Below are 24,842 nucleotides of genomic sequence, written 5' to 3' on the forward strand. Positions count from 1 at the left end.
CACAGTTCATGAACAAGTTTGAAGCCCTCCCCCTCTCCACCAGCCAACACACGCTGAATCCGGCGCGGGTCAGCGCGATCGACATCCTGCGGGCTCTGACGATGGTATTGATGATTTTCGTGAACGATCTCTGGTCGCTGAAAGACATTCCGGCCTGGCTCGAACACGTACCGCACGGAGTCGATGGCATTGGATTAGCGGATGTGGTGTTTCCGGCGTTTCTGTTCATTGTCGGCCTGTCGTTGCCCTTCGCCATCGATAACCGGCGAAAAGGTCTTCAACTGGTTGGGCACGTTTTGATGCGGTCGATGGCCCTGCTGACGATGGGCCTTTTTCTGGTCAACGGCGAATCCATCAATGCCGAAGCAACGGGTATCTCCCGGCTTTTGTGGAACGTTCTCTCGTGTACTTCTTTCATTCTGATTTGGAATGCCTATCCGAAAACCGCCCCAGGCTGGCTCACGATCGGATTAAAAACAATCGGTTTGTTGACGTTACTGGTACTGGCTTTGGTATACCGCGGTGGCGATGCCGAAACAACCACACGTTTCGAAACACATTGGTGGGGTATTTTGGGACTGATTGGCTGGTCGTATCTGGTGGCAGCTCTGGTAACGGTTTTAGCGAAAAACCGCGTTAGCGTACTGGCTACTGCCTGGGGCGCTTTTGCGGTCCTGAGTATGGTTGCCCAGGCCGGGCTGCTGCCCGATGCCGTCCATTTTATTCCCGGTGCTATCCGAAACGGTACCCTGGTGGGACTCAGCATGGGCGGTGTCGTCATTGCAACGCTCTTTCGGCATTACCGCCAACAAGCAGACAACCAGCGCATGATTCTGCTTTTCTTTGTCATCGCCATTGTGCTCGTCGGTTTATCCATCATGACCCGGCCTTACTGGGGCATTTCCAAACTAGACGAAACCCCGGCCTGGCTGTTCCTGTGCAGTGCCTTCACGCTCCTGGCGTTTATCGTCATTTATTGGCTGGCAGATATCCGGAAACAAAGCTCCTGGTTCACGTTCATCAAACCGGCCGGTACCGACACGCTGCTCTGCTACCTGATCCCGTATTTTTCGTATGCCACAACGGCTTTCCTAGGTATTCGCATTCCGGAGATGCTACTAACCGGCAGTGTGGGCCTGCTCAAATCGTTTCTGTTCGCTTTGCTGTGCGTCTGGATTACGGGCCTGTTGAGCAAGGTGGGGGTTCGGCTGAAACTGTAACACTGCCAGGTTGAAGTACAGCCCTCGCTTGAATAACTACAAAAGATTCGCAAAAAGATCGTATATTTCCTCCCTTCAGCGTCCCAGAAATCATAGCCCTGATCAAAGGAGAAAATGTTCAAAAAAACCGTCAGGATGTTTTTTTGGCTGGCCTTGTTCCTGCCCGGAATCGGCATGGCGCAGAATCTCATTCCGAACGGCGGTTTTGAAGAATACCGCAACTGTCCCCAACTGGATAACCTGCTCAAAGAAGCGGCTCCCTGGTACAATCCCAACGGAGCCTCGCCCGACTTTTACCACCGATGTTACCCCACGATTCAGATGGAATTACCGCCCCATTCCGGCCAGGGGCTGGCGCGGTTGTTTCTGGACATGAACTGGTCGGAATACCTCGCGGTGCCGCTCACCAAACCGCTGGAAGCCAATGAGTGTTACTTTTTCGAACTGTATGTGGCGACCCCAACGCCCGCCCGGTACATTCCCGGAAATTTGGGCGCTTATTTTTCCGACCAACCGATTACGGCTACGGACAAAGGCCTTTTTCCGGTCGATCCGCAAGTCCTTGACAAAGCCCTGAGCCCCGGCATTCCGCGGTTGCAGTGGGAGAAGGTTTCCGGTTACGTCAAAGCCCGGGGCGGAGAGCGGTACGCCACCATCGGCGCTTTCAGCGAATTTCCCAAGATGCTCGGTTTCTACTACCTGTTCATCGACGATGTTTCGCTCTTACCAATTACGATGGATCTGGGTAAAGACACCACACTTTGCGGCCGAAAAAGTACTCTTTTGCTAAATGCTACCACACCGGGGGCCACCGGCTATCGATGGCAGAATGGCAGCGATTCACCTACCTTTTTAGTGGACAAACCCGGCACGTATTCCGTTACGGTTACAACGCCCTGCAAAATCCTGAAAGATACCATTACGGTAGCGTACGCCCTTGATTTTGACCTGGGCCGCGACACTACGCTCTGCGAAGGCCAAACCCTGACGTTAAGCGCACCCCCAGACCTCCCTCCCACCTTCCGCTGGCAGAATGGATCGACGGCCCCCACGCAGCAAATCACCCGGGCCGGAACCTACAGCCTGCGGGTCGAACAGGACCGCTGCGTGGCTACCGACAGCGTTCAGGTGCAGTATGTCTTACCTCCGCGGTTAAACCTGGGTCCCGACCAGAACCTGTGCGGAGCCGATGTTTTTACCATTCGGCCCGATTATGCAGAGGGCACCTTTCGCTGGCAGGACCAAACCGAAACCGTTGAACGAACGATTGGCTATTCCGGCCTGTTTCGAGCCACGGTTAGCAACGCCTGCGCCACCGTAAGCGACACCCTGGTGGTTTCGTACGGCGACTGCGGCTGCATCATCCACACGCCCGACAGCTTTACGCCCAACAACGATGGTAACAACGATGTTTTCCAGCCGATTGCCTGCGGAGATATTGAGATTACCACCTTCTCGGTATTCAATCGCTGGGGTGAACTGATTTTTCACACCAGCGAGCCGCCCTTTGAATGGAACGGGCAATACCAGGACACACGGTGCCCAACCGGCGTCTACGGCTGGCAAATCAAGTACCGGCTTCGGCAGGGCACCGGTTTTATAGCCCACCAAAAAAACGGGGCACTCAGTCTGTTTCGCTGAGTGCCCCGTTGAGGATTTAATTATAGGTAGCTCACTCACCCCTTCTTCTCGGCGGCAGCGGCTTCTTCGGCCTGTGCGAGTTTCACGGCTTCGTACAGGTTCACAATCGCGCCGGTTTTCGACAAGTCCGCAAAATCGACCAGATCCGTGGATTCGGGTCGCAGTACTTTGCGGTTTTGCGCCACGGCCGACTTTTCAATAATCCGCTTTAAATCACTGTATGTCAGTTTGGGAAAATACGATTTTAAAACCGCAGCAATTCCGGTCACAACGGGGGCTGCCATGCTCGTACCGCTCAGGTTATCGTAACCGTTTTTGGGCGTTGTCGAGTAAATCGCCATACCCGGGGCAAACACGTCAACGGTTTTCCGACCGTAATTGGAAAACGGAGCCACCAGATTCTCGTTGTTTTTCGACGTAGTGGCCCCCACCGTGATCAGGTTCGGAATGGCCGAGCCATCCATAAACCGGTCAGCCGGGAAGCTCGCCGTTGTATCCAGCAGTTTGTTATCATTACCGGCCGCGTGAATCAGCAGCACGCCTTTGGAAAGCGCATACCGCATGGCATCATCCACCGCTTTACGCTGGGGCGACACATCTTTTCCAAAGCTCATATTGATAATCTGGGCACCGTTATTAACCGCATACCGAATCGCATTGGCCACGTCTTTATCCCGCTCGTCGCCATCCGGCACCGCCCGAATCGCCATAATCCGAACCTGATCAGCCACGCCCAGCACGCCAAGATCGTTGGCCCGATCGGCCGCAATGATACCGGCAACGTGCGTACCGTGCAGGGCATCCGGACCCGTAATATCGGCATTACCGTAACTCGTTTCCGTCAGATCGTTGGGATTGTCTCCCACTATCGAACGGCTTTCAAAAGCGGGGTTGTAGGCATAGTCGGCCTTGGCTTTCAGATCCTCCAGCCCCCGTTCCAGCTCGTTTTGAATATCTTCCGCCTTCCCATACCCCTGGGCAGAGGTCATTTCGTACAAGGCAGCGGCTGCTTTTTTCACAAAATCGTTGTCTGTACCCGGGTTGCGCAGAATGTTCGTATCCAGGCTGGAAACGCCCAACGCTTTCTTCAACCCATCAACGATGGTCACCAGTTGGTTGCTGAACGTGCTGTAAGACTGATATTGCTCCTGGTATTCGGCCCGTTTCTGTTCTACCTCCGTTTTGTATTTCACATACAGGTCGTATTCTTTCTGCTGCGCCGGTTTGAGCGACGACCGTTTTTTCCCTTCGTACAGAGGGCGCAGCCGGACGTACTGCCGGGTCACTTCGGCGGTTTCGTAGCGGACGTTGCGTCCGTCTTTTCCACCGATGAAATTCCAGCCGTGAATATCGTCGACATAGCCATTTTTATCGTCATCGATGCCATTGCCCGGAATCTCCTTTGGATTGGTCCACAAAATGCGCTTTAAATCCTCGTGCGTTGAATCGATTCCTCCATCAATAACGGCCACAACGACCGGTGTTGGTTTACGATTGCTCAGTAATTCACGGTACGTTCGGTCGGTGCTGATTCCCCAGACACTGTCGGCCTTTGAATCCAGGTGAAACCATTGCGCGGACTGTGTCTGACTAAAAGCAGAGCCGGAAATAAGGATTGTATAAAGACTAAACAGTCGGAATACAAACTTTTTGAACGTCATAAAAAGGTTTTTTATCGGTTAATTCTCCGTTAACAACAATCGAAATCGAATCTATGTTCGGGTTGATAACAGGGTAATATAACGAATCGCAACCGAATCGACGTATACTATGTTGATTATTTGGTCACAAGGGTGCTATTTCGCGCGTTCAGGGGTATAAACGCGATATTGGGTAGCTCCGCACCAAAAAGTTGACCCGAAGAGGACCACCTCGCTACGCTGTCTTGGCAACCCTATTTTTTTGATCGGCCTGGTAGTCAGAACCGCAGAAATGAAGCAAATGGACGATCCGGCAATAATAAATGGAATACTTTGTGCAATCCTGACTTATTTTCGTTAGATTTGAAAGATTATTTAAATACAATACAATATAATGCAAACAGGAACTGTTAAATTTTTTAATGAACTCAAAGGTTTTGGGTTTATTACCCCTTCGGATTCAGACAAAGACATCTTCGTTCACGTATCCGGTTTGATCGATGAAATTCGCGAGAATGACAAAGTTCAATTCGAAGTTGAGCAAGGCAAAAAAGGTCTGAACGCCGTTAACGTAGAAGTTATTTAATCGAAAGATATAATAATGAAGCGATTGAGAACATGTCCACCGGGCATGTTCTTTTTTGTTTACAGGGTTTCGATACACGGTTTACCGTTGTTGGGGCGGTTCTTATTGGGGCAGTATGGAATGCGTCAACTAACCGAAAACGGTAATCCATATGCCAAAACCGTAACCTCAAACCGTATATCAGTTAGAAACCTGGCCATTTCCCCTTTTTGAGTTGCATCCTCTTCTCCGCTGCCATGCGACTCCTCTTTTTTCTCATTTTCCTGTCTTTTCTCACCCCGGTCCAGGCTCAGAACTGGTACAAAGGCAACCTGCACACACACTCGCTCTGGAGCGACGGCGATGATTATCCCGAAATGATCATGGACTGGTACAAGGCCAATGGCTACCATTTCGTAGGATTGTCGGATCATAACACGTTTCAGGAAGGCGAACGGTGGATTAAAGTTCCGCGCGCGCCCGAACGCCGACGCACCTTTGAACGGTATTTGCGGACGTTCGGCCCCGACTGGGTCAAGTACCAAACCGGCTCCAATGATTCGCTAAAAGTCCGGCTGAAGCCCCTGAGTGAATACCGTCGTTATTTTGAAGAGCCGGAAAGATTCCTGATTCTGAAAAGTGAAGAAGTTTCGACGGGATTTCAGGGCAAACCGATTCACATCAACATGACCAACGTGCAGAACCTGCTGCGCCCGCTGCCGGGTAATAGTGTAGCGGAGGTCATGCAGAACAACATCGACGCGCTGGTAGCACAACGACGGCAAACCGGTCAGCCCATGTTCCCGCACATCAATCACCCCAATTTTTACTACGCCATCACGGCCAACGACCTGATGCAGCTCCGGCACGAGCGCTTCTTTGAAGTCTTCAACGGCCATCCGCTCGTGCATAACTACGGCGATAGCACCCGCGAAGGCACCGAATCGATGTGGGACAAAATCAACCTGCATTTTCTCCGGCAGGGCCGCCCGCTGATGCTCGGGCTGGCTACCGATGATAGCCACCATTATACGTTCTTCGGTCCCACGTTCAGCAATTCCGGGCGCGGCTGGGTGATGGTCAACGCGCCCAATCTGAAGCCGAACACGATTGTCGAAGCACTGGAAGCCGGACGGTTTTACGCCACCACGGGCGTGACGCTGGAAAGCCTGACCCAAACCGCTTCGACACTGGCGTTTAAAATCAAAGCCGAACCGGAGATTACTTACCGCATCCAGTTTATTGGTATTCGCAAAGGGCAGGAAAAAGCCGAAATACTCCGGGAAGTAACGGGCACGGAAGCCCGGTATGACATCACCGACGAATGGCTCGTGCGAGCCAAAATCATTTCCAGCAAACCAAAATACAACCCGTTTGCGCCCGGCGACGTCGAAACCGCCTGGACGCAACCCATCGCGCAGTTGCAGGCTCCGCAGCCGTTCGCCAACGTAAAACCGTTGCCCAACGCCCACGCCCACAACGACTATGAACAATCAAGACCGCTCTGGGATGCCCTCGACCACGGTTTTACCAGCGTTGAAGCGGATGTGTATGCGAAGGGCGACTCGCTCTACGTTTCGCACAACCGCCCGGCGTTCTGGAACGCGGAACGGACGCTCGAGCAGCTGTATCTGCGCCCGCTGACCGAACGAATCCGGCAAAACGGCGGCAAAGTCTATCCGAATTACAACGGTCCAGTATACTTGATGATTGATTTTAAAACCGGGGCCGACAGCACTTACAAGGCGTTGGAAAACGTGCTGCAACGCTACCGCTCCATCCTGACCACCTGCCGGGGAAACCGCTGCCAGCCGGGGGCCGTGACGGTTTTTATTTCTGGCAACCGACCGATCGAAACCCTGAAAAAATCCCGGCAACGACTGGCGGGACTTGACGGTCGGCCTACCGATCTGGGCAAAGGATTCAGCCGCGACCTGATGCCGGTGGTGAGTGATTCGTACGGCAATCAGCTCAGCTGGCGGGGCCAGGGACCAATGCCGGACGAGCAATTTCAGAAACTTCGGCAACTGGTGCAGCGCGTTCATGCGGAGGGCAAGAAACTTCGGCTTTGGGCTTGCCCCGAAGATCCGGCGGTTTGGGCCAAACTCCGCGAAGCCGGGGCCGATTTTCTGAGTACCGACCAACTGGAACTCGTGCGGGATTTTTTGCTGAAATAGAGAAATAAAGAGGATAGACAAAAGAGTAAAAATGGTTGCGCCTTTATCTTGTATTCCTGGAAATTATGCCCACTATTTCTCATGCAAACCCGGTTTTTAGCAATACTTGTACTGATTTGCCTAAGCAGCTGGCTTTCGGCTCAACCGATCCGGCTCCACCCCAACAACTCGCATTATTTCAGCTACCAGGGTAAACCAACGGTTTTGATCACATCGGGTGAACATTACGGGGCCGTACTGAACCTGGATTTTGACTTTGTCACGTACCTCAACACGCTTCAGAAAGACGGCCTGAATCTGACCCGGACATTCACGGGCGCTTACCGCGAAGCGCCCGGCGATTTTGGCATCGAACACAATACGATGGCTCCGGAAACAGGAAAATACAGCTGTCCCTGGCCCCGGAGCGAACAGGCCGGCTACGCCCTGGGAGGCAACAAATTCGATCTTTCGCGCTGGGATGACGCCTATTTCAACCGTTTGAAGGAATATATGTCGGCGGCTCAACAACGCGGTATTATCGTCGAACTGGTGCTGTTCTGCCCCTTTTACGAAGAGAAAATGTGGACCATTTCGCCAATGAACGGGGCAAACAACGTCAACAAGGTCGGGAGCGTCGACCGGAATGACGTTTACACCCTCGACAAAAACGGCGGTTTGCTGGCGATCCAGGAAGCCCTGGTACGGAAGATCGTGACGGAGCTGAACGGTTTTGATAACCTCCTGTTCGAAATCTGCAACGAGCCCTATTTCGGCGGGGTTCAGATGACCTGGCAACACCGCATGGTAGACCTGATTGTCAAAACCGAGAAGTCGTTACCCAATAAGCACCTGATTACCCAAAACATTGCCAACGGCGCGGCCCGCATCACGGACCCACATCCGGCGGTATCGGTGTTTAATTTTCACTACGCCACCCCACCCAAAACCGTACCGCTTAATTACGGCCTGAATAAAGCGATCGGTGACAACGAAACCGGTTTCCGGGGCACGGCGGATTCTACGTACCGCAAAGAAGGCTGGGAGTTTCTGCTGGCTGGGGGCAGTTTGTACAACAACCTCGATTATTCCTTCACCTCAGTGGCCCCCGACGGCACTTACAAACCGGGGCCTAAATCGCCCGGCGGAGGCAGTCCGGCCTTCCGGCAACAACTAAGTTATTTGAAGGATTTCATGGACCATCTGAACTTCATCAACATGAAGCCGGATACGGTTTTGGTAAGCGGTCCGCTGCCCGAACGGGTTCGGGTGCACGTGCTCAGCGAACCGGGTAAACAATACGCTTTTTACATATACAACGGCAATCATCCGAAACAACCCGAACCATTAACCGTGGCCCTGAATCTTCCCGCCGGGCGGTATACGATCACGTACGTCGATCCTGAAACAGGTCAAAAACAGACCATAAAACTCCGGCATTCGGGCGGTTCGGCCACGCTGACCACCCCGGCATTTGGCGCTGATCTGGCGGTTATGATTCGGTAAAACAAGAACCGCCACGCGTTTGAATGCGTGGCGGCTTTTTAAAATAATGGATGTAACGTGCCTTATTTAAACAACGGCGCGTGAATGTCCCGAAGGGTTTCAATCGGAATTTTGATCACTTCCCGGTCGTAGGTCAGCAAACCGTTTACTTCGCCTTCTACGTCGGTGGTCTGGGTATAGACCGCAGCCGACACCCCGTTTTTCTGGTACATCTCCACCATTTTGGCGTACTTGGTTCGGTACGCTTTCAATACGGCGTCTTTGTCCTGATAGGTCTGGTAACCCCAGTTACGTTTGTTCGGGTCCCATAGATGTCCCGTAATGGGCCAGCCGATTCCGCCAAATTCACCCACTACAATCACCCGATCTTTCTTGGCTTCCGGAATGTTCGGAACTTCCTGGTACGTGTGAATATCGAAGAAATCACCCGCGCCCAAATCGGTCCAGCCGCTGGCGGCATTGATCAGGCGGCTCGGATCGAGCGCCTTCGTCCAATCGGCCAGCCGAACGTTGTCGTACTGCCCCCAGCCCTCGTTGTGTACTACCCAGGTAACAATGCTCGGGTGATTGTGCAACCGGTTCATCATCCGACGCAGTTCCAGCTCAAACTGTTCCTTGCCTTTCGACCGGCGCAGGGGTTCTACGCTTTCCGAAGGATGCATGTCCTGACCACTCAGAAAACCCGACGGCATGTCCTGCCACACCAGCATACCCAGCCGGTCGCAGTGGTAATAATACCGGGCGGGTTCTACCTTAATGTGCTTCCGCAGCATGTTGAAGCCCGATTTTTTCAGAAAATCGATTTCAAAAACCATGGCGTCGTCCGACGGGGGCGTCAGCAAACTACCCGGCCACCAGCCCTGATCGAGCGGGCCGTTCTGAAACAACGGTTTGTTGTTCAAGAGCATCACCGGTTGCCCGGCAACCTTGCCGGGCCCCATCGAAATTTTCCGCATGGCGAAATAATTCGTCACGGCGTCGATGGCGTTGCCCGTCACCTCTGCTTTGGCGTACGCCGAGCGCTCAGCGTCGTTGTGCATCGGGCGTTTGCGGTTCTCGGTGCCCGGAAACGGATCTTTCACCGTTACCAGTTCCACTTTCAGATTGTACAGAAACGGGCTATCGGGTGTCCATAGTTTCGGATTTTTAATTGAGACATACGCCGTGCGGCCCGACCGGACCACCAGGCTCGATACGGTTTGTGTTCCGTCCAAGGCCGTCAGCCGAACCGCAGCCGTCGGGCTGGTCATCGGTGTTTTCGACAGTACATCCACCCGAATCCGGCTCGAATCCAGTTCCGGCGTAATGCGGACTTCCTCGATGTAATTCGGATTCGGAACCGGCTCCAGCCAGACGGTTTGCCAAATGCCCGAAACCGGCGTATACCAGATGCCGTGGGGGTTGTTGATCTGCTTGCCCCGGGGTTGTTCGTCTTTGTCCGTGGGGTCTGTTACGCCCAGCACCAGTTGGTTCTGGCCCGATTTCAGAAAGTCGGTGATATCGAATTCGAAGGCATCCGAACCGCCCGTGTGCGACCCGACCAGACCGCCATTCACCCACAGATTGCACTCGTAATCCACCGCTCCGAAGTGCAGCAAAACCCGTTGCCCGTTCCAGGCCGCCGGAATGGTGACGTTTCGGCGGTACCACAGCCGCTGGTCGGCGGTTAAGCCTTTCGTAACTTTTGAAAGCGTCGATTCGACGCAGAACGGCACCAGAATCTGGCCGTCAAACTTCGTGGGCTGCCCTTCGGTTTTGGGCCGGATAGCGTATTCCCACATTCCGTTCAGATTTTGCCAATTGGCCCGCACCATCTGTGGACGGGGGTATTCACGCCAGGCATTTTCGGGCGTTACCTGCTTTTCCCAACGGCTCAGAATGGCGGCTTTAGCCGGTGTCTGCGCGGTATTCTGCGCCAGAACCGGCGAAATCAAGGGCGTCGTTAAAAGGAAAAGAGTGGATAGATGCTTAAACAGTTTTTTCATAAGGTTACTAGATAATCAAGCCGCAAGGTCCAAAAATCCGGCGGTTGCGTCCCACTATTTCGCTAGTTTTTTCTCCAGGAGTTTAATAAAGTACCCTCCAACTACACTACGGGCCTGAAATCCGACCTGTTTGCCATTAGTGGTTTCGTGCCAGTCGCCCAACGGTACGCGGCTGGGTGTTTTGTCAACGTACTCGTAAACCGGCTGCACGAGCTTTTCAAAATCCGCCTGGTTGTCGGCAATGGTGGCCGTCCACAGAATCCAGTCGGATTTGGTGTAGGTTTTCCGGCTATCCAGCGGCAACCCGAAGCGCTGCTGTTTGGTCAGGTAATACTTGATTTCTTTCGGGGCCACTTCTTTCGGGAAGATATTCAGATCCAGCAGTTTGTCCCACACCAGGTTGTATTTCTGGCTCCAGCTTCCCTGCGGTTTGTCAAACGTCAGGGCGTAATGATCACCGTCCTGCGCCATTTGTGTCCATTTCTGCGCCAGGTCTTTCGCCAGTTGCAGGTGCTGCTGCCCGATATCGGTTTTCCCGAGCTGATTCGCCAGTTGCCCGTAAGACGCAATCCCCATGATGGCCTTGATACTCAGGTTGGCATTGCGTGCCAGATGCCCGGCAAAATCGTCCGTGCAGAGCTGGTTGGCCGGATCAAATCCATCTTTTTTCAGGTACTCGACCCAGGTGCTCAGCGTTTGCCAGTGTTGTTTCGCGTACTCCGCGTTGCCTTCCACTTTGGCAATGGCCGCCGTCAGAATCAACATATTTCCGCTTTCCTCCACCGGCATATCTTCGCCGTAGGTCTGGCCGTTGGCCAGCGGATACGTCCCGACATCGTGGGCCGCGAACGGTTTGGTCCATTTGCCGCTTTCCGAATACATGAAGATGGGTTCCATCATTCCTTTCAGCAGGGTCGGGTTGTATACCAGAAATTGCGGGGCCGACGGATAGGTTATGTCCACCGTTCCAATGGAGCCGTTGCTGAAGTTTTCTTTTGAGAAAAACAAAACTTCACCTTTCGGCCCGACCACGGCTTTGTGAGCCGCAATGGCCTGACGATAGGCCAGCTGGCACAGGTCAGCATACGCTTTTCCGCCCGCTTTTTCGGCATCGGCGTACAATTGCTGATCGAACTGACGGCATTTCTGCATCAGCGATTCGTAATCGTTTTCGGCGTTAGCCAGCATTTTTTCGCCGGTCATGCTTTCATCACGACGCCACCAGCCGCGCAGGTTCTGCCCGAAGAGCTGCACAGAATAAATGTCGTCGTAGCCCACCGTCACGTGGCTCGTTTTGGCCGTTCCGCCCACCGATCCCAGCGATTGCACAACCGCCATCGCCCGGCTGTCGGCGTGGGCAGGCTGGTTTTGGTCCGCCAGCTTTGCGCCCGTCGCGAACGCTTTCAGTAAGGCCGCGGGTTGCCCAAAACCCGTCTGGGTCGAGGCAACGGTGGGGGCAGCCAGCAGCGCGTAACCCCAGTCGATCCGCACATCGTCACCTTTTTTACCCAGAATTTTTTGTTCCGTAGTCCCCATCGACAAAACCGTCAGCCTCTCCGCCGACGAACGTTTTCCCGTTACTTCCTGCATGGGCAGATCGGTGCTCAACAGACCAGAAACCGCCGTGTAGAATTGCACCGTATGCGGTTTTCCATCGGTCGAGCGCGCCGAATAGGTGATGTACGAAGCCGGTCGGGTCGCAATGTCCAGGTTATCCAGCAGCATAGGGGTTGTAAACGTAACGGTCAGATCGACGGGCCCGGCGCTAAAACCGTATTCCGTTTGTGTTGCTTTTACCTGCACGCTTTTCTGGTTGGCCAGCGCAACGGTTGCCCCGGCGCTCACCAGCCGCTCGTCGACCAGGCCCGCGTCAATGTAGGCGCCCCCGCCCGTATTTTTGCAGGTGACGGCCAGTACATTCTGCCCTTTTTTCAGGGTGGCTTTGGCCGCTGGCGCAATCGGAAACGTCTGATAGCCGCCAATGTAGCCTGGCCCCGTATCATAGGCCTTCACCCCATTCAGGTACACGATGGCGTCGTTGTCGTAGCTCAGGTAGAGCACCAGTTTTTCGAAGTTCAGGTCGGTTAGCGTAAAGGTGCGCCGAAACCAGACATCTTTTGTTTTCCACTCTGTGGCTGGTTTGACCGGATTGCTCGTAGCGCCGTCGCCGATGGGCGCTTTACCGCTCTGCCAGCCCGTGGTTTTAAAGTCTGGTTTTTCCCAGCCAGCCGCCGGTGTTTCAAACGTGTACACCAGCGGGTACGCTTCGGTCTGGGCCGTGCTGGCAACGGTTTTCAGGGTGGTCATCGGAGCACCCAAAAACCGATACGTCTTGCCGTCCACGCGCACCAAACCGTCGATCGGGTGGTTTTTACCGGTCCAGTGACGGGTCGGCGAGTCGGTTAATTTGTCGTTGAAAGACCAGATGCTGGTGTACGGATCAATCGTAATTAACGGATAGGCCGGTGGTCGCTGAGCCACACTTGTCAAGCCTACTGAAAGCAGACAGCAAACAAAAAAAAGATGGATGAAACGCTTTTGCATTCGATTGGATGAAATAGGTTAGAATTAGCACTTCGCGGTCGATTGAATGGCCGGCGATCACGCGTGCCTAACGTTACAAGGCAGCAAGTTCTGCTAAGCCCAAAAACCGTCCCATCAGGATTAAAGAAACCGCTACTACTTTGCTTAAAAGCAGTGGATTTCCTTTTTATCCTGATGGGACGGTTTGTATTTTTTTAGTGACCGAAATGCCGGCCCGCCCTTTCTTCTTACCGCCCGCAAGCGTGGTCGGTTTCTCTCAATCGGCTCGTGCTGTTTAAATCCATCAGAAACGGGAGCATGATTTCAAGACTCATAACGGTTTTGCGCTCCCATTCCTGGAATCCCAGTTCCTAAAAATAGCTTTTCGCGTTGGCGGGCCGAATATCCGTTAAAGACCCCTGATAATGGCGAAGGCTGCGGGCCTGATACGGATGTTTTTTGATCACCTCCTCCCGAATATCGATTCCCAAGCCGGGCTTATCCGGGATTTGCATGGCTCCGTTTTCAAAAATCACCTGCTCGTCCGTCACCTCAGCGCGCCAGGGCACGTCGCTACTCATGGTTTCCAGCAGATAAAAATTAGGAATGCAGGCTGCCAGCTGCAACGTAGCCGCATTCGCTACCGGCCCGCTGGGGTTGTGTGGGCAAACCGGAATGTGGTAGGCTTCTGCCGTGGCGGCAATTTTTTTCAGCTCTGCAATCCCGCCCGCGTGGCTCACATCCGGCTGGATAAAATCGGCCGCTTGCAGTTCGAACAACGGGCGAAAATCCCAACGATTATACAACCGTTCGCCCGCCGAAACCGGCACCGAAATCCGGCGTTTTACCTCGGCCAGCCCTTCCAGGTTCTGCGGAGGAATGGGTTCTTCGTACCATAAGATATCGAACTCGCCCAGTGCCTGCCCCACCCGGACCGCCGTCGGAATATCAAACCGGCCGTGTGCTTCAATAATCAGGTCGGCTTTGTCCTTGACAGCATCGAAAACCGCTCCCACGCAGGCCACCGCTTCGTTCAGCTGCTGGCGGCTGATTTGCAAATACGAAGAACCGAAGGGGTCCCACTTGATGGCCTTAAAACCCTGATCAATGGCAATCCGGGCTTTGGCGGCAAACTCGTCGGGCGTTTTGGCGGGCGCAAACCAGCCGTTGGCGTAGCAGGGCACGGATTCGCGTACTTTGCCACCTAGCAACTGGTAAACCGGTACCCCCAAATCTTTGCCTTTGATGTCCCACAGTGCCATTTCAAGGGCTGATAGCGCACTCATCAGCACCGGTCCACCCCGCCAATACGCGTCGCGGTAAGCTTGGTGCCAGAACTCCTCGATCCGATGAGGATCTTTACCAACCAGCAAACTTTCCAGATCGTGGCAGGCCTGCGCCACGGTATGTTCTTTGTATTCGAGGGTAGCCTCACCAACGCCGTACAAACCGTCTATGCTGGTTAGCACTTTTACAAACACCCAGTTGGTCCGGTACGCGTGGCAGATAAACGTCTGTATTCCTGTTACTTTCATAATTTAGCTTCTCTCTCTTATCGCAAATACATACCGCCGTTGACATCGAGCGTTGTGCCGGTAATGTACCGGGCTTCATCGCTGCACAAAAACGCTACCGCATTGCCTACATCGGCGGGTTTGCCCAGCCCCAGCGGTACCGTAGCGGCCAGTTCGCCAACACCATCGGCACCGTGGGTGTTGAACAACAGTTCGGTTTCGATGATGCCGGGGGCAACGGCATTGACAGTAATGCCCAGCGGAGCACCGGTTCGGGCCAGCGTTTTCACCATGCCTAACTGGCCGCTTTTGCTGGCGGCATAGTGGACGTGGCCGAACAAAGCGCCCTGGTGCGACACCACCGAACTGATGAAGACAATACGGCCATAATGCTGCGCTCGCATCATTTCCATCGCGCGTTTGGAGCAATAAAATCCGCTCGTCAGGTTGGTATCGATGATGTGCTGCCAGTCGGCCGATTCTATTTCAAAAATGTCTTTCGGCTGCGACGTTCCGGCGTTGTTGACCAAAATATCCAGCCGCCCGTACTGTTCGGTAATTTGCTGGAACAGCCGCTGCACACTGTCATCCTGACACACATCGGCTTCCAGCGCCACTGCTCGTCCGCCCAGCGATCGAATCTCTTCCAGCACACAATCCGGACGGTTTTCGAACGGCGGATAGTTGATGATGACCTCCGCGCCATGCCGGGCCAGCGTCAGGGCAATTCCTCTTCCCAGCCCCCGGCTTGCGCCGGTCACCAGCGCGATTTTATTCGTTAAACTCTGCATAAAATAGTATGGCTCAATTCGCCCGACAAGGCGGTATCTTCTGCTTCAAAATGGAGTAAAATGCGGACGTTTTCGGCACTAGACAACCTTTCAGCGGGCAGAAGGAAATCAAGGACAAATCCCGTTTGTGGCTCCGCTTTCCAGTGGTAAAAACCGCTCAGCGGTTGAATGGACTGTCCTGTTTCGTCGATAAACGCCAGGTGTAATTGTCCCCGCGCGAACACGCCAAACTGCCCCGTCATCCGAACAGAATCCCCTTCAAAAAAAGCGTGTAGCGGTTTGGCTACCACGCCAACTTCCGTTGCGGTTTTCACGCTGCTTCCGGCCGGAATGGTGCAAGTTCGCATCCGGTACGTAAATTGAATTTGGCCACCGGGCGAAATCGTTTGCAAAGGCGACAGGAGTTCCAATTCCAGGTAAGGCGGATTCCGCGCCGGATCGTTCGGAAAATCGTTGAGCTGCTGGCGGGAATAAATCTGGCCCCGGCCCTGCGTCCAGACCTGCACCGACGTATTTTCGGGGTAGGTCGCCTGTGGATCGTACGGCGCCGACGCCACCAGTACTTTGCCCGTTTTTTGATCACAAAATGCTACCCAGTTTCCGGCGCTGTCCAGCCCTACCTTCCCCACCAGATACTGGTAATTTACCACCAGGTTGCCGGACTCGTCTCGCGTAAACTGGGGATTGTTTGCCAACCCGTGCAGCACCCGAAAACCATCTTCAAACCGGCTGTCGGGATTGATCGGACTGGTGACCTGATACCGGCCTTCCTCTTCGAAACCGGGTGTATTGAGCTGCAAAACCGGCCATACCGACCACGCTCGGGGTGTTGTGCTTTGGTTGGTAAACGTTGCATCTACCACCACTTCCGACCGGTTTTCGGTCAGCGAAATGGCTTTCGCCAATTGCAGCCCGGTGTAGGGATCAACCGGGCTAACCAATGTAAGCCGATTTGGCTGCGGCTCGTCGGTGGACAAAACCGTAAACACCCCGCTGTCCAGTACGGGATCGGGCGGCCCCGGCCAGGCTTCCGGCGAGCCCCAGCCCTGGGGTGCAGGCCAGATTTTCTCTCCGCCGAAATTGAGCCAGGCCCCGTTCTCGCCCAGTCGGCTTTCGTTGGGTTCGACTCCTTCGAGCGCCGGGTTGACAAAGAAAAAACCGTAGTTGTCCAGGGTTAGCTGCATGATCCTGCCGCCCAACTGCGGGAGCAGGTGGATTGTTACCAGCGAATTGGCGATGGTGTAGGCTTCCCAGCCTTTGTAGGAATCAGGGGACGGCATAGATTCGTTCCTGTTGAAATTTTGCATAATCTTTCTGGAAATAAAACCGGTACGCTACCAGCATCAGTCCGCCAGCCACTACCCAGACGCCCGCCAGCATGGAAATGCCAAACGACAGCCCCACAATCGGTTTCAGATAGCCCAATACCACCGGCGAAAGCGAACCGACGGCAAATCCGGTCATCATCATACTACCTGACGCCGACGCCTGGTAGCGCTCCGGAATCACATCGTAAAGCACAGAATATGTACCCGCGTCGAAAAAGGCGCGCCCAAACCCAAAACCGGCAAAACCGATGTACACGGCCAGTTGGGATTCGGCGTTGCCCATCAGAACAATGAACGGCACGGCACCCAACAAGCCCAGTGCCTGCACCAGCAACCGGTTGGCAGGCTTTACTTTAGCTACTCTATCCGACAGCGGCCCCGCCAGCAGAATACCGGCAAAAGCCGCCATATGGGTATAAAACATGGAGTGGAAACCGGCTTTGGAAAGACTCATGTTGAAATGCTCGTAAAGGTACGTTGGCGTCCAGGTCAGGTAGCCTACCACCACGAAAATCAAGCCACTGAAGGACAGCGTCAACAGCAGGGCCGTCGGCGTGGTAAAGAGTACCCGGATGCCGTCCGTAAACCGAACCGCCGAACGGTTTTCGGGTTGCGGTTCCGGTGCTTTGTCTTTCAACCGGACGGCCAGCACAAAACCGTGTACAATCCCAACGGCCCCAAAAACGTAGAAAGCATTCTTCCAGCCCCAGTGCTCACCGATGTAGGCAGCCACGTAACCGCTGAGAATGATCCCGATGTAATAGGCCGTCTGGTGCAACGACATGGCCAGCGCGCGGGTATCTTTGTGGTAGCTCGCCAGCAGGGTATAATTGGCTGGCCCGAAGAATGCCTCTCCCCCGCCGGTAGCCACACTCCGGAACAGAATCAGCATCAGAACACCGTTGCTAAAACCGGTCAGCATGGTTGCCAGGCTCCAGAACAGGATACTGGCGACCACGATCCATTTCCGGCTGAACACATCGCCCGCGTAGCCGGAGAGCGGCACCAGCAGCGCAAAGACCAGATTGAAGATGGTGGCAATGGAACCCACCTGCACATCCGTTAGCTGAAGGTCGGCTTTCACCAGCGGCAGTACGACGTTGAACACCTGCCGGTCGGCCTGGTTGATAAAATACGCCACCCAAAGCAGCGCCAGCACTTCCCACTTGTAGCCGGTTTTCGCGCTCATCAATTCTGCTTTTTATAAACCGCCACCAGCACCTGCTGCGGCTGCATCGTTTCCGGCAATTTGGACGTGCTGCCGCTAATACCTGCCACTTCGGCTAACCGGTATCCGGGCACCTGTACATTCACTTTTTGCGCGGTCGAGTGGTCGTTCCACAGCACCACCGCCAGCGAATCCTGCGTCTGGTAGGCTTTGGTAATGACGGTTGGGTTGCCGTTGGTCAGCAGCTCTTCGTCGATAAATTTACCGTAGCCCAGGATGTTCCAATACTTTTTCCGAAGCGCCGTAAGGGCCGACGCGTATTTTTTCCACTCCGGCATCTGGTTTTCCTGCACATACGTAACATCGTCCAGATACCGCAATTCCATTTCGTAGCGCAGTCCGAAGGTCAGCGCGTAATTGGCCACCTGCGGGCGGATGTACGGAAACGCATTCCGGATGGTGATGACCGTGTTGGGGAAACAATATCGGTACAGTTCCGGGTAATTGATGGTGGCTGGCGTTTGGGCACTCACCAGCTTCTGCCGGGTTCCGACGGCATCTGGATACGTCCGCATTCCGTGCAGACAATCTACAAACTGGGCGTACACATCGGTAATGTGTTCGGTGAAAAAGGCGTACTCGCTGTTGATTTTTTTGGTCTCTTTCTGAATCCTGTCGAGCAACCCCAACCGGCCATTCGTGTACGATAATGACGGTTTTCCGTGCGGATGCGGATGGCTTTCGTCAAAGCACGGATTGGGAATCATACCGCCGATCTGGTCGTACAGAATCCCGTTGGGTCCCAGAGCCGCCACTTCGTTGGCTTTTTCGGCCATCAGATCGTGCCATTGTGTACAGGACGGGCATACCGTCGAGAAGGTTTTAGAGGTAAATGAATTCAGGAAATCGCTCTGGTTGAATTTGTTGTATTTCTCGTAATACGGAACACCCCAGAACGACTTCGACTCCAGTTTGTGGCCCGTCGTTTTATAGTACGGCGCATTCACGTCCATCAAGTGCCCCTGCGAGTAAAGCGTGACGTGGCCACCGCTTTGCTGCACTTTCCGGATGTTGTCGCGGAGGGCGTTTGCCCCACCGAGCGTCGGACTGGCCTGAATATCGGGGTACATGTTATCGTGCCCGCTGTCGTACCAGCCAAACAAACCCAGCACATCGCAGCCGTGTTCCTTAGCCCGTTCGTACAGTTCCGGCAGTTTGTCATAGCGCCACATCTCGTCGCCGTACTGCTGCTTGTTGATGACCAGAAAATAGCCCATCATGTCCTGCACCCATTTCGGCGGTTTTTCCGGCTTGCGCCAGGTCGACGCCCACTGCCGGTATTCGTCGGCCCCTTTGCGCCACGAACCCGTGTACAGCATCAGCATAGAACCGGGGCATTTCCAGCGCTCGTTCGGTTTAACAAACGACAGCCGGTTAAGCGACAGGCTGATAGCACCCGCATTGTGGCGACTGCCCACCACCCGCAGCACGCTGGAATAAAAATCGGCATCCCGTCCGGAGAAATACAAACACTGATCCCGGTCCACCAGCGCCATCCACTGCATACTCGCATTGCCGGGATAGTTGATCGTTTTCATGTTGGCCGCCTGCCGACTTTCAGGCATCTGGGTGAGCATATCGCCGATGTTGGTGAACCACTCGCCCGACTGATTGGGCCAGAGCAAACCGGGTTTTCCACCACCGAGCGTTTTCACGACGCCCACCTGCGGATAGATAAAATCGGTGACCATCAAACCGGGCTGACGGTTATCGATTTCAGCCTCAAACGCCAGCTTTCCGTTGGCCAGGCTAACCGTCATCACGATGCCGACCTGGCTCGTGGCATCCCGCGTCACCACCTGATTGACGGCCACCTTAATCACATTGCCGGTTTTCGTGACGGTATACTTCTGCTTCTGCGCAAAAACCACATCTTCCCAGTTTTCGCCCCGCTTGCAGACCATCTTGAACAGTCCTTCGGGCGACGCAATGACGTTGCCTTGCCTGGCGGTTTTGTTTTCCAGATGCACGATCCGGCCGGAGGCATCGATCACCACTTTCAGCAAACCGTCTTCCAGCGTCCAGGTCGAAGCCGCCGGTGCCTCCTTTCCACACACCAGCCCAGTGACAACTACCGAACACAGCAGAAAAAGAACGAAACGATACATTTTCATAGTTATCAGGGGTTTAGGAATTAACGACCGAATCAATAGCCTTCATTTTGGTCGGCAGCGGTCAGTGCCGAATTGGCGTTAATTTCGGCCTGGGGAATGGGAAAAAGCTTCGCCCGTTCGTTGATGGTTTTGCCCTGCGTTTTCAGAATGGCCGGAAACTGGCCGGTCCGCATCAGGTCGAACAGCCGTTTGTTTTCGATCACAAATTCCAAGCTTCGCTCCCGAATCACAGCCTCCCGGAATTGCGCTGGGCTCAAGCCCGCCAGAAGATCGACCCGCGAAACCGTATTGATCGGCAGCTGATACGCCCGACGCCGAATCTGGTTAACGGCCTGGTAAGCCATCTGATCCGGTCCGCCCCCAGCCTGGGAAGCCGCTTCGGCATAGATCAGCAGCACATCGGCATACCGGTGGGCAATCGGATTGATCGGGCATTTGTTCTGAGCCGACTCGTTGGGTGAATTGTATTTTCCAAACGCCGGAAATGGCCGGGCCGTATTGCGCAGGTTGATCAGTCGGCCAGCCCGGCTGACAAATTCGGTATAAACCGTGAAGGCTTTCCGGCTATCCTCCGCATTCCAGTTTTTCCACATATCCGACTGCTCCTCCACCGACCAGACCTGCGCGCCCAGGGCGGTATTCGGATTATCGGCCCCACCGCCGTGGGCGTAAGCGGCATAGCTGGTTCCGATGATGGGTCCGTCAAATTGAATTGAGAAAATGATCTCCTGATTGCGTTCGTTATCAGCCGCAAAAATCCGTTTAAAGTCAGGCAGGAGCGCATATTGCCCCGAATCTATCACCTCTTTGGCTTTGCTGGCGGCTTCCGGCCAACGTTCCAGCGTCAGGTACACTTCGGCCAGCAGCGTCTGGGCCGCGCCTTTGGTGATGCGGCCCACCTGGGCACCGGTGCGGGAAAGCGGCAGACTTTTTTCGGCCTCCGTCAGATCGTTGATAATCTGCTGGTACACCTGCTCTTTTGTGGCTTTGGGTGTATTGGTCTGACCGGGCGTGCCGATTTCGCCAACCGTCAGCGGAACCCCGCCGAAAAGCCGAACCAGGTTGAAGTAATTGTACGCCCGGATAAAATAGCACTCGCCAATCAGCGCGGCCCGGCGGCTGGCGTCCATATCAATGGCCGGAATCCGCTGAATGGCGGTATTCGCCCGGTTGATGCAGAGGTACATCTGCCGCCAGGAATTGTTGACAAAGGCATGGTCGGCATTCAGGTTAAAATTATCAACCGCCTGAAAAACCGGGTTACGGCCAATAGTTACCTGGTCGTCGGCCAGCAGGCACAAATTATAGTATTCATACCCAAAATAGGCATTGGCCAGAAACGGTTCGTACGCAGCGTAAACGGCGGCTTCGGCATCGGCTGGAGTCTTGTAAAAGTTATCGGTTGATACAAAGCTGAAAACTTCTTCCTGTAGGGTTTCCTGGCAACTGATCAGCAGACTACCGCAGAATAACCCGGTCAGCAGTACGGTTTTAGAAGCGATCTTTTTCATGTTATTTCTGATTAAAACCCGAGTTTAATGCCCATCGTAACGGTTTTGGCCGACGGATACGCACCCACATCCACGCCTTTTCGCAGATCAGACCCGCCGGTTGAACTCACCTCCGGATCGTACCCGGAGTACTTCGTCCAGGTCAGCAGATTCTGGCCGCTCACGTAGACTCGGGCTTCCCGAAGCCAGTTTAGCGTGCCAACGGGCAGGTTATACCCCACCTGAATGTTGCGTAGCCGGAGGTAGGAAGCGTCTTCAAAAAACCGATCAGAAACCAGCGGATTTACGCTGGAAGGGCGCGGGTATTGCGCCTGCGGATTCGCGTTTTCCGCCGTCCACCGGTTGCTCACTTCGGCCAGCTGGTTGGCCCCGCGCGCAAAGGCGTCGCCAATGGTGTATTTGTTGGCGTTGAACACCATCGCGCCCTGCACGCCCTGAAACAGAAAGGAAAGGTCAAAAGGACCGTAACTGACCTGAGAGGTGAGTCCGTAAATGAAGTCGGGATTGGGTTTGCCCAGAATCGTGCGGTCTTCGGCGGTAATGACGCCATCGCCGTTGAGATCTTTGTACCGCTGGTCGCCCGCTCTGGCGTTGGGCATCAGGCCGGTACCGTTCTGGTTTGTTTCCCAAAGCCCGTCGGTCACGTAGCCGTAAAACGCCGACAGTGGCTGGCCTTCCCGTATGATATTGACTGGCGTGTCGATGGGCGAACCGAAGTTTGGCGCTAAAAACTGACCACCCGTTACGGCCACCTTCTGCACCTCGTTGCGATTGGTGGAGAAATTCACCCCGGCGTTCCAGCGGAAACGATTTTTGTCCAGCACCCTCGCGTCGGCGCTCAGTTCAAATCCCTGGTTGCGGATGGAACCGGAATTGAGCAGGATGCTGCTGAAGCCTGAAGAAATCGCAACCGGTACCTGCGCCAGCAAATCGGTGGTGTTTTTGACGTAATAATCCAGACTCAGGTTCAGTTTGCCGTTCCACAGGCTGGCGTCAATACCCGCATCGTATTGCGTGGTGGTCTCCCAACGCAGTTCGGAGTTGGGCATCGTGGTCACGCCGTACCCGATCACCCGGCTCTGATCAGCGCCAAAAATGGCCGAAACCGCACTCAGACGCGCCAGCGAATTGTAGTTACCAATTTCCTGATTACCGGTTTTCCCGACACTGGCCCGGAGTTTTAAGTCATTGATCCAGCGAATCTGGCTGATGGCTTTTTCTTCGGAAAGCCGCCAGGCCACAGCCGCCGACGGAAAGAATCCCCACTTGTTGCCCGTTCCAAAGCGCGACGAGCCGTCGGCGCGGGCCGAAACCGTAAACAGGTATTTGTCGTGGAAGGTGTAGTTGACCCGGCCCAGCCAGGAGAGCAGCGTGCTTTTGCTCCGGTCAGAATCGGGAGCATTAATCAGACCGCCCGCGCCCAGGTTGTCGGTTCCGAACAAGTCGCTGGCGTAATTCTGCGAGCCCGCCGAAACCAGCGTGTTCACGTCCTGCTGCCAGGTAAAACCGCCCATGGCATCGATGGAATGCTGCGTCGCCAGTTGTTTCTTATAGGTCAGAATGTTCTCGTTCAGGTAGCTGGTCCGTTCCGACGACACGATTGAAGCCTGCCCGTCGGAGCCGATCAGCACTTTGGAAAGATACTGATCCTGCCGCGCATTGGTATTGTCGATGCCCGCCCGAATATTGAACGTCAGCTCCGGCGTGATGGCGTACGTCAAGTTCGTATTGGCCAGAATTCGGTTGAGCGTGCGGTTGCGCACAAAACCGTTGACCAGCGCAACGGGGTTGTTCCACTGCGGTTCGGCGGTAGGCACGTTGCCGAGGGCGTAATAGCTGCCATCCGGATTATACACCGGAGCCACCGGCGGTGCCGCCAGCGCCATGTACATCACTCCGTTCCAGGTGCCGATGCTGCTGCGGGCCATCTGCTCGTTCGTCCGCGAAGCGGTGATGCTGGTTGACAAGCTCAGTCGGGAGTTGATCTTGTTGTCGAGGTTGGCACGAATGGAACCGCGCTGGAAGCCCGAATTCTTGACAATTCCTTGCTGATCGAACCAGTTGCCCGAAACACTGTAGCGACTGGCTTCCGTGCCCCCCGAAAACGTCAGCGCATAATTGCTAATGGGAGCCGCCCGAAAAATTTCGTCCTGCCAGTCGGTGTTGGCCGTCCACTGGCTGGGGTTGGGGAAAGGCACCGTGGCACTGCCAATGTTGCGGGCTTTTTCGTTGGCCAGCTCCATGTATTGTTGCGCATTGAGCATCGGAATTTTGTGCCGCACGGTCTGAACGCCGTAGTATGCATCAAAATCAATCCGGCCCGCCCCCGCCTTGCCGCGCCGGGTGGTAATGATCACAACGCCGTTGGCCCCACGCGCGCCGTAGATGGCGGTTGCGGAAGCATCTTTGAGGACTTCCATCGACACGATATCATTCGGATTGATGGACGCCAGCGGGTTGGAGGGCTGCGTCTGCCCATCGTTGTTGCCCACCGAATTGTAAACCGGAAAACCGTCGATCACGTACAGCGGTTCATTGCCGCCCATCACCGAATTACCCCCGCGCACCCGGATGCTGATGGCGCCACCCGGTGCCGAATTTCCCTGAATCACCTGCACCCCGGATACACGGCCCTGCAAGCCCTGCTCGGCGGAGGTGATGGGCATTTCCTTGATGGCCTGAGCGGCTACCGACGCAATGGAGCCGGTTAGATCGCGCCGTTTCTGCGTTCCGTAACCGACTACAACCACCTCATCCAGTTTCGTATCCTCTTCCTGGAGCGTAATTGTAGAAGGGAAATTGCTGGTTACGGCTACTTCTTGCGTTTTCATGCCCACAAATGAGAACACGAGCGTGGCACCAGCCGGAACGTTCGCCAGCGAAAACATTCCTTCCGCGGAGGTGGTGGTACCGTTGGAAGTTCCCTTCAGAACCACCGTTACCCCGGGCATGGGTTCACCCGATGCGTAGGTAACTTTTCCGGAAATACTCCGGCTCTGCGCCCATCCATCGTTCGCTACACGGATCAGAAATAGCAGGAAAAGCAGAACAAACCAGAACCGTTTCCTGGGTTGGACATTTTGTTCCATTTCTTTTTGGTTAAGGGTAAAGGAGTCTATT

The 24,842-nt window shown here is 54.5% G+C and carries 15 protein-coding genes; 5 read left to right on the plus strand and 10 right to left on the minus strand.

The features are described 5' to 3' along the window. Positions 1-8: 8 nt before the first annotated feature. Together ACYVH9_RS16875 and ACYVH9_RS16880 are read left to right on the plus strand one after the other, a co-directional pair. Entirely contained in the window at positions 9-1,220 is a 1,212-nt protein-coding gene (locus tag ACYVH9_RS16875) for a heparan-alpha-glucosaminide N-acetyltransferase domain-containing protein (RefSeq protein WP_460637543.1), read from the plus strand. Positions 1,221-1,334: 114 nt separating this feature from the next. Next, the gene (locus ACYVH9_RS16880) at positions 1,335-2,861 is read left to right on the plus strand and encodes a T9SS type B sorting domain-containing protein (RefSeq protein ID WP_460637544.1); all 1,527 of its coding nucleotides are present in this window, start codon (positions 1,335-1,337) and stop codon (positions 2,859-2,861) included. A 35-nt stretch (positions 2,862-2,896) separates the two neighbouring features. Here the strand turns inward: ACYVH9_RS16880 and ACYVH9_RS16885 are convergent, their stop codons facing one another. Then, a complete protein-coding gene (locus ACYVH9_RS16885) occupies positions 2,897-4,522 on the minus strand; it encodes a S8 family peptidase (protein ID WP_460637545.1) in 1,626 nt (541 codons plus the stop codon). Positions 4,523-4,895: 373 nt separating this feature from the next. Between ACYVH9_RS16885 and ACYVH9_RS16890 the strand changes: the two genes are divergently transcribed. From ACYVH9_RS16890 to ACYVH9_RS16900, 3 genes are all read left to right on the plus strand, one after another. Next, on the plus strand, positions 4,896-5,087 hold the full coding sequence (locus tag ACYVH9_RS16890) for a cold-shock protein (protein WP_038120070.1): 192 nt from the start codon (positions 4,896-4,898) through the stop codon (positions 5,085-5,087). Positions 5,088-5,323: 236 nt separating this feature from the next. Continuing rightward, positions 5,324-7,243 (plus strand): histidinol-phosphatase, encoded by a 1,920-nt coding sequence (locus tag ACYVH9_RS16895; RefSeq protein WP_460637546.1) that lies wholly within the window; start codon positions 5,324-5,326, stop codon positions 7,241-7,243. 81 nt (positions 7,244-7,324) lie between these two features. Further along, positions 7,325-8,728, plus strand: coding sequence for a cellulase family glycosylhydrolase (locus ACYVH9_RS16900; protein ID WP_460637547.1), 1,404 nt, complete (start codon positions 7,325-7,327; stop codon positions 8,726-8,728). 62 nt (positions 8,729-8,790) lie between these two features. Here ACYVH9_RS16900 and ACYVH9_RS16905 read toward each other — a convergent pair whose 3' ends face one another. The 9 genes from ACYVH9_RS16905 to ACYVH9_RS16945 all read right to left on the minus strand — a co-directional run bounded on the left by ACYVH9_RS16905 (position 8,791) and on the right by ACYVH9_RS16945 (position 24,811). After that, entirely contained in the window at positions 8,791-10,713 is a 1,923-nt protein-coding gene (locus ACYVH9_RS16905; RefSeq protein ID WP_460637548.1) for a glycoside hydrolase family 2 protein, read from the minus strand. 54 nt (positions 10,714-10,767) lie between these two features. Beyond that, complete coding sequence (locus ACYVH9_RS16910) at positions 10,768-13,257, minus strand: glutaminase family protein (RefSeq protein ID WP_460637549.1); 2,490 nt, start codon at positions 13,255-13,257, stop codon at positions 10,768-10,770. A 350-nt stretch (positions 13,258-13,607) separates the two neighbouring features. After that, positions 13,608-14,771, minus strand: a complete 1,164-nt coding sequence (gene dgoD, locus ACYVH9_RS16915; protein WP_460637550.1) for a galactonate dehydratase — start codon at positions 14,769-14,771, stop codon at positions 13,608-13,610. A 17-nt stretch (positions 14,772-14,788) separates the two neighbouring features. Beyond that, complete coding sequence (locus ACYVH9_RS16920) at positions 14,789-15,541, minus strand: SDR family NAD(P)-dependent oxidoreductase (protein WP_460637551.1); 753 nt, start codon at positions 15,539-15,541, stop codon at positions 14,789-14,791. After that, complete coding sequence (locus ACYVH9_RS16925; protein ID WP_460637552.1) at positions 15,529-16,821, minus strand: DUF4380 domain-containing protein; 1,293 nt, start codon at positions 16,819-16,821, stop codon at positions 15,529-15,531. Before ACYVH9_RS16925 ends, ACYVH9_RS16920 begins: the two co-directional genes overlap by 13 nt. Continuing rightward, positions 16,808-18,058 carry an MFS transporter gene (locus ACYVH9_RS16930; protein WP_460637553.1) on the minus strand — a complete coding sequence of 417 codons (1,251 nt, stop codon included), beginning with the start codon at positions 18,056-18,058 and terminating at the stop codon, positions 16,808-16,810. The genes ACYVH9_RS16925 and ACYVH9_RS16930 overlap by 14 nt, the downstream gene beginning before the upstream one ends. Then, positions 18,058-20,211 (minus strand): DUF6259 domain-containing protein, encoded by a 2,154-nt coding sequence (locus ACYVH9_RS16935; RefSeq protein WP_460637554.1) that lies wholly within the window; start codon positions 20,209-20,211, stop codon positions 18,058-18,060. Before ACYVH9_RS16935 ends, ACYVH9_RS16930 begins: the two co-directional genes overlap by 1 nt. A 32-nt stretch (positions 20,212-20,243) precedes the next feature. Then, positions 20,244-21,722: a RagB/SusD family nutrient uptake outer membrane protein gene (locus ACYVH9_RS16940; RefSeq protein ID WP_460637555.1), complete on the minus strand. Its 1,479-nt coding sequence runs from the start codon at positions 21,720-21,722 to the stop codon at positions 20,244-20,246. An 11-nt stretch (positions 21,723-21,733) separates the two neighbouring features. Next, the gene (locus tag ACYVH9_RS16945) at positions 21,734-24,811 is read right to left on the minus strand and encodes a SusC/RagA family TonB-linked outer membrane protein (protein WP_460637556.1); all 3,078 of its coding nucleotides are present in this window, start codon (positions 24,809-24,811) and stop codon (positions 21,734-21,736) included. Positions 24,812-24,842 lie beyond the last annotated feature (31 nt).

The organism is Larkinella harenae (assembly GCF_054780515.1).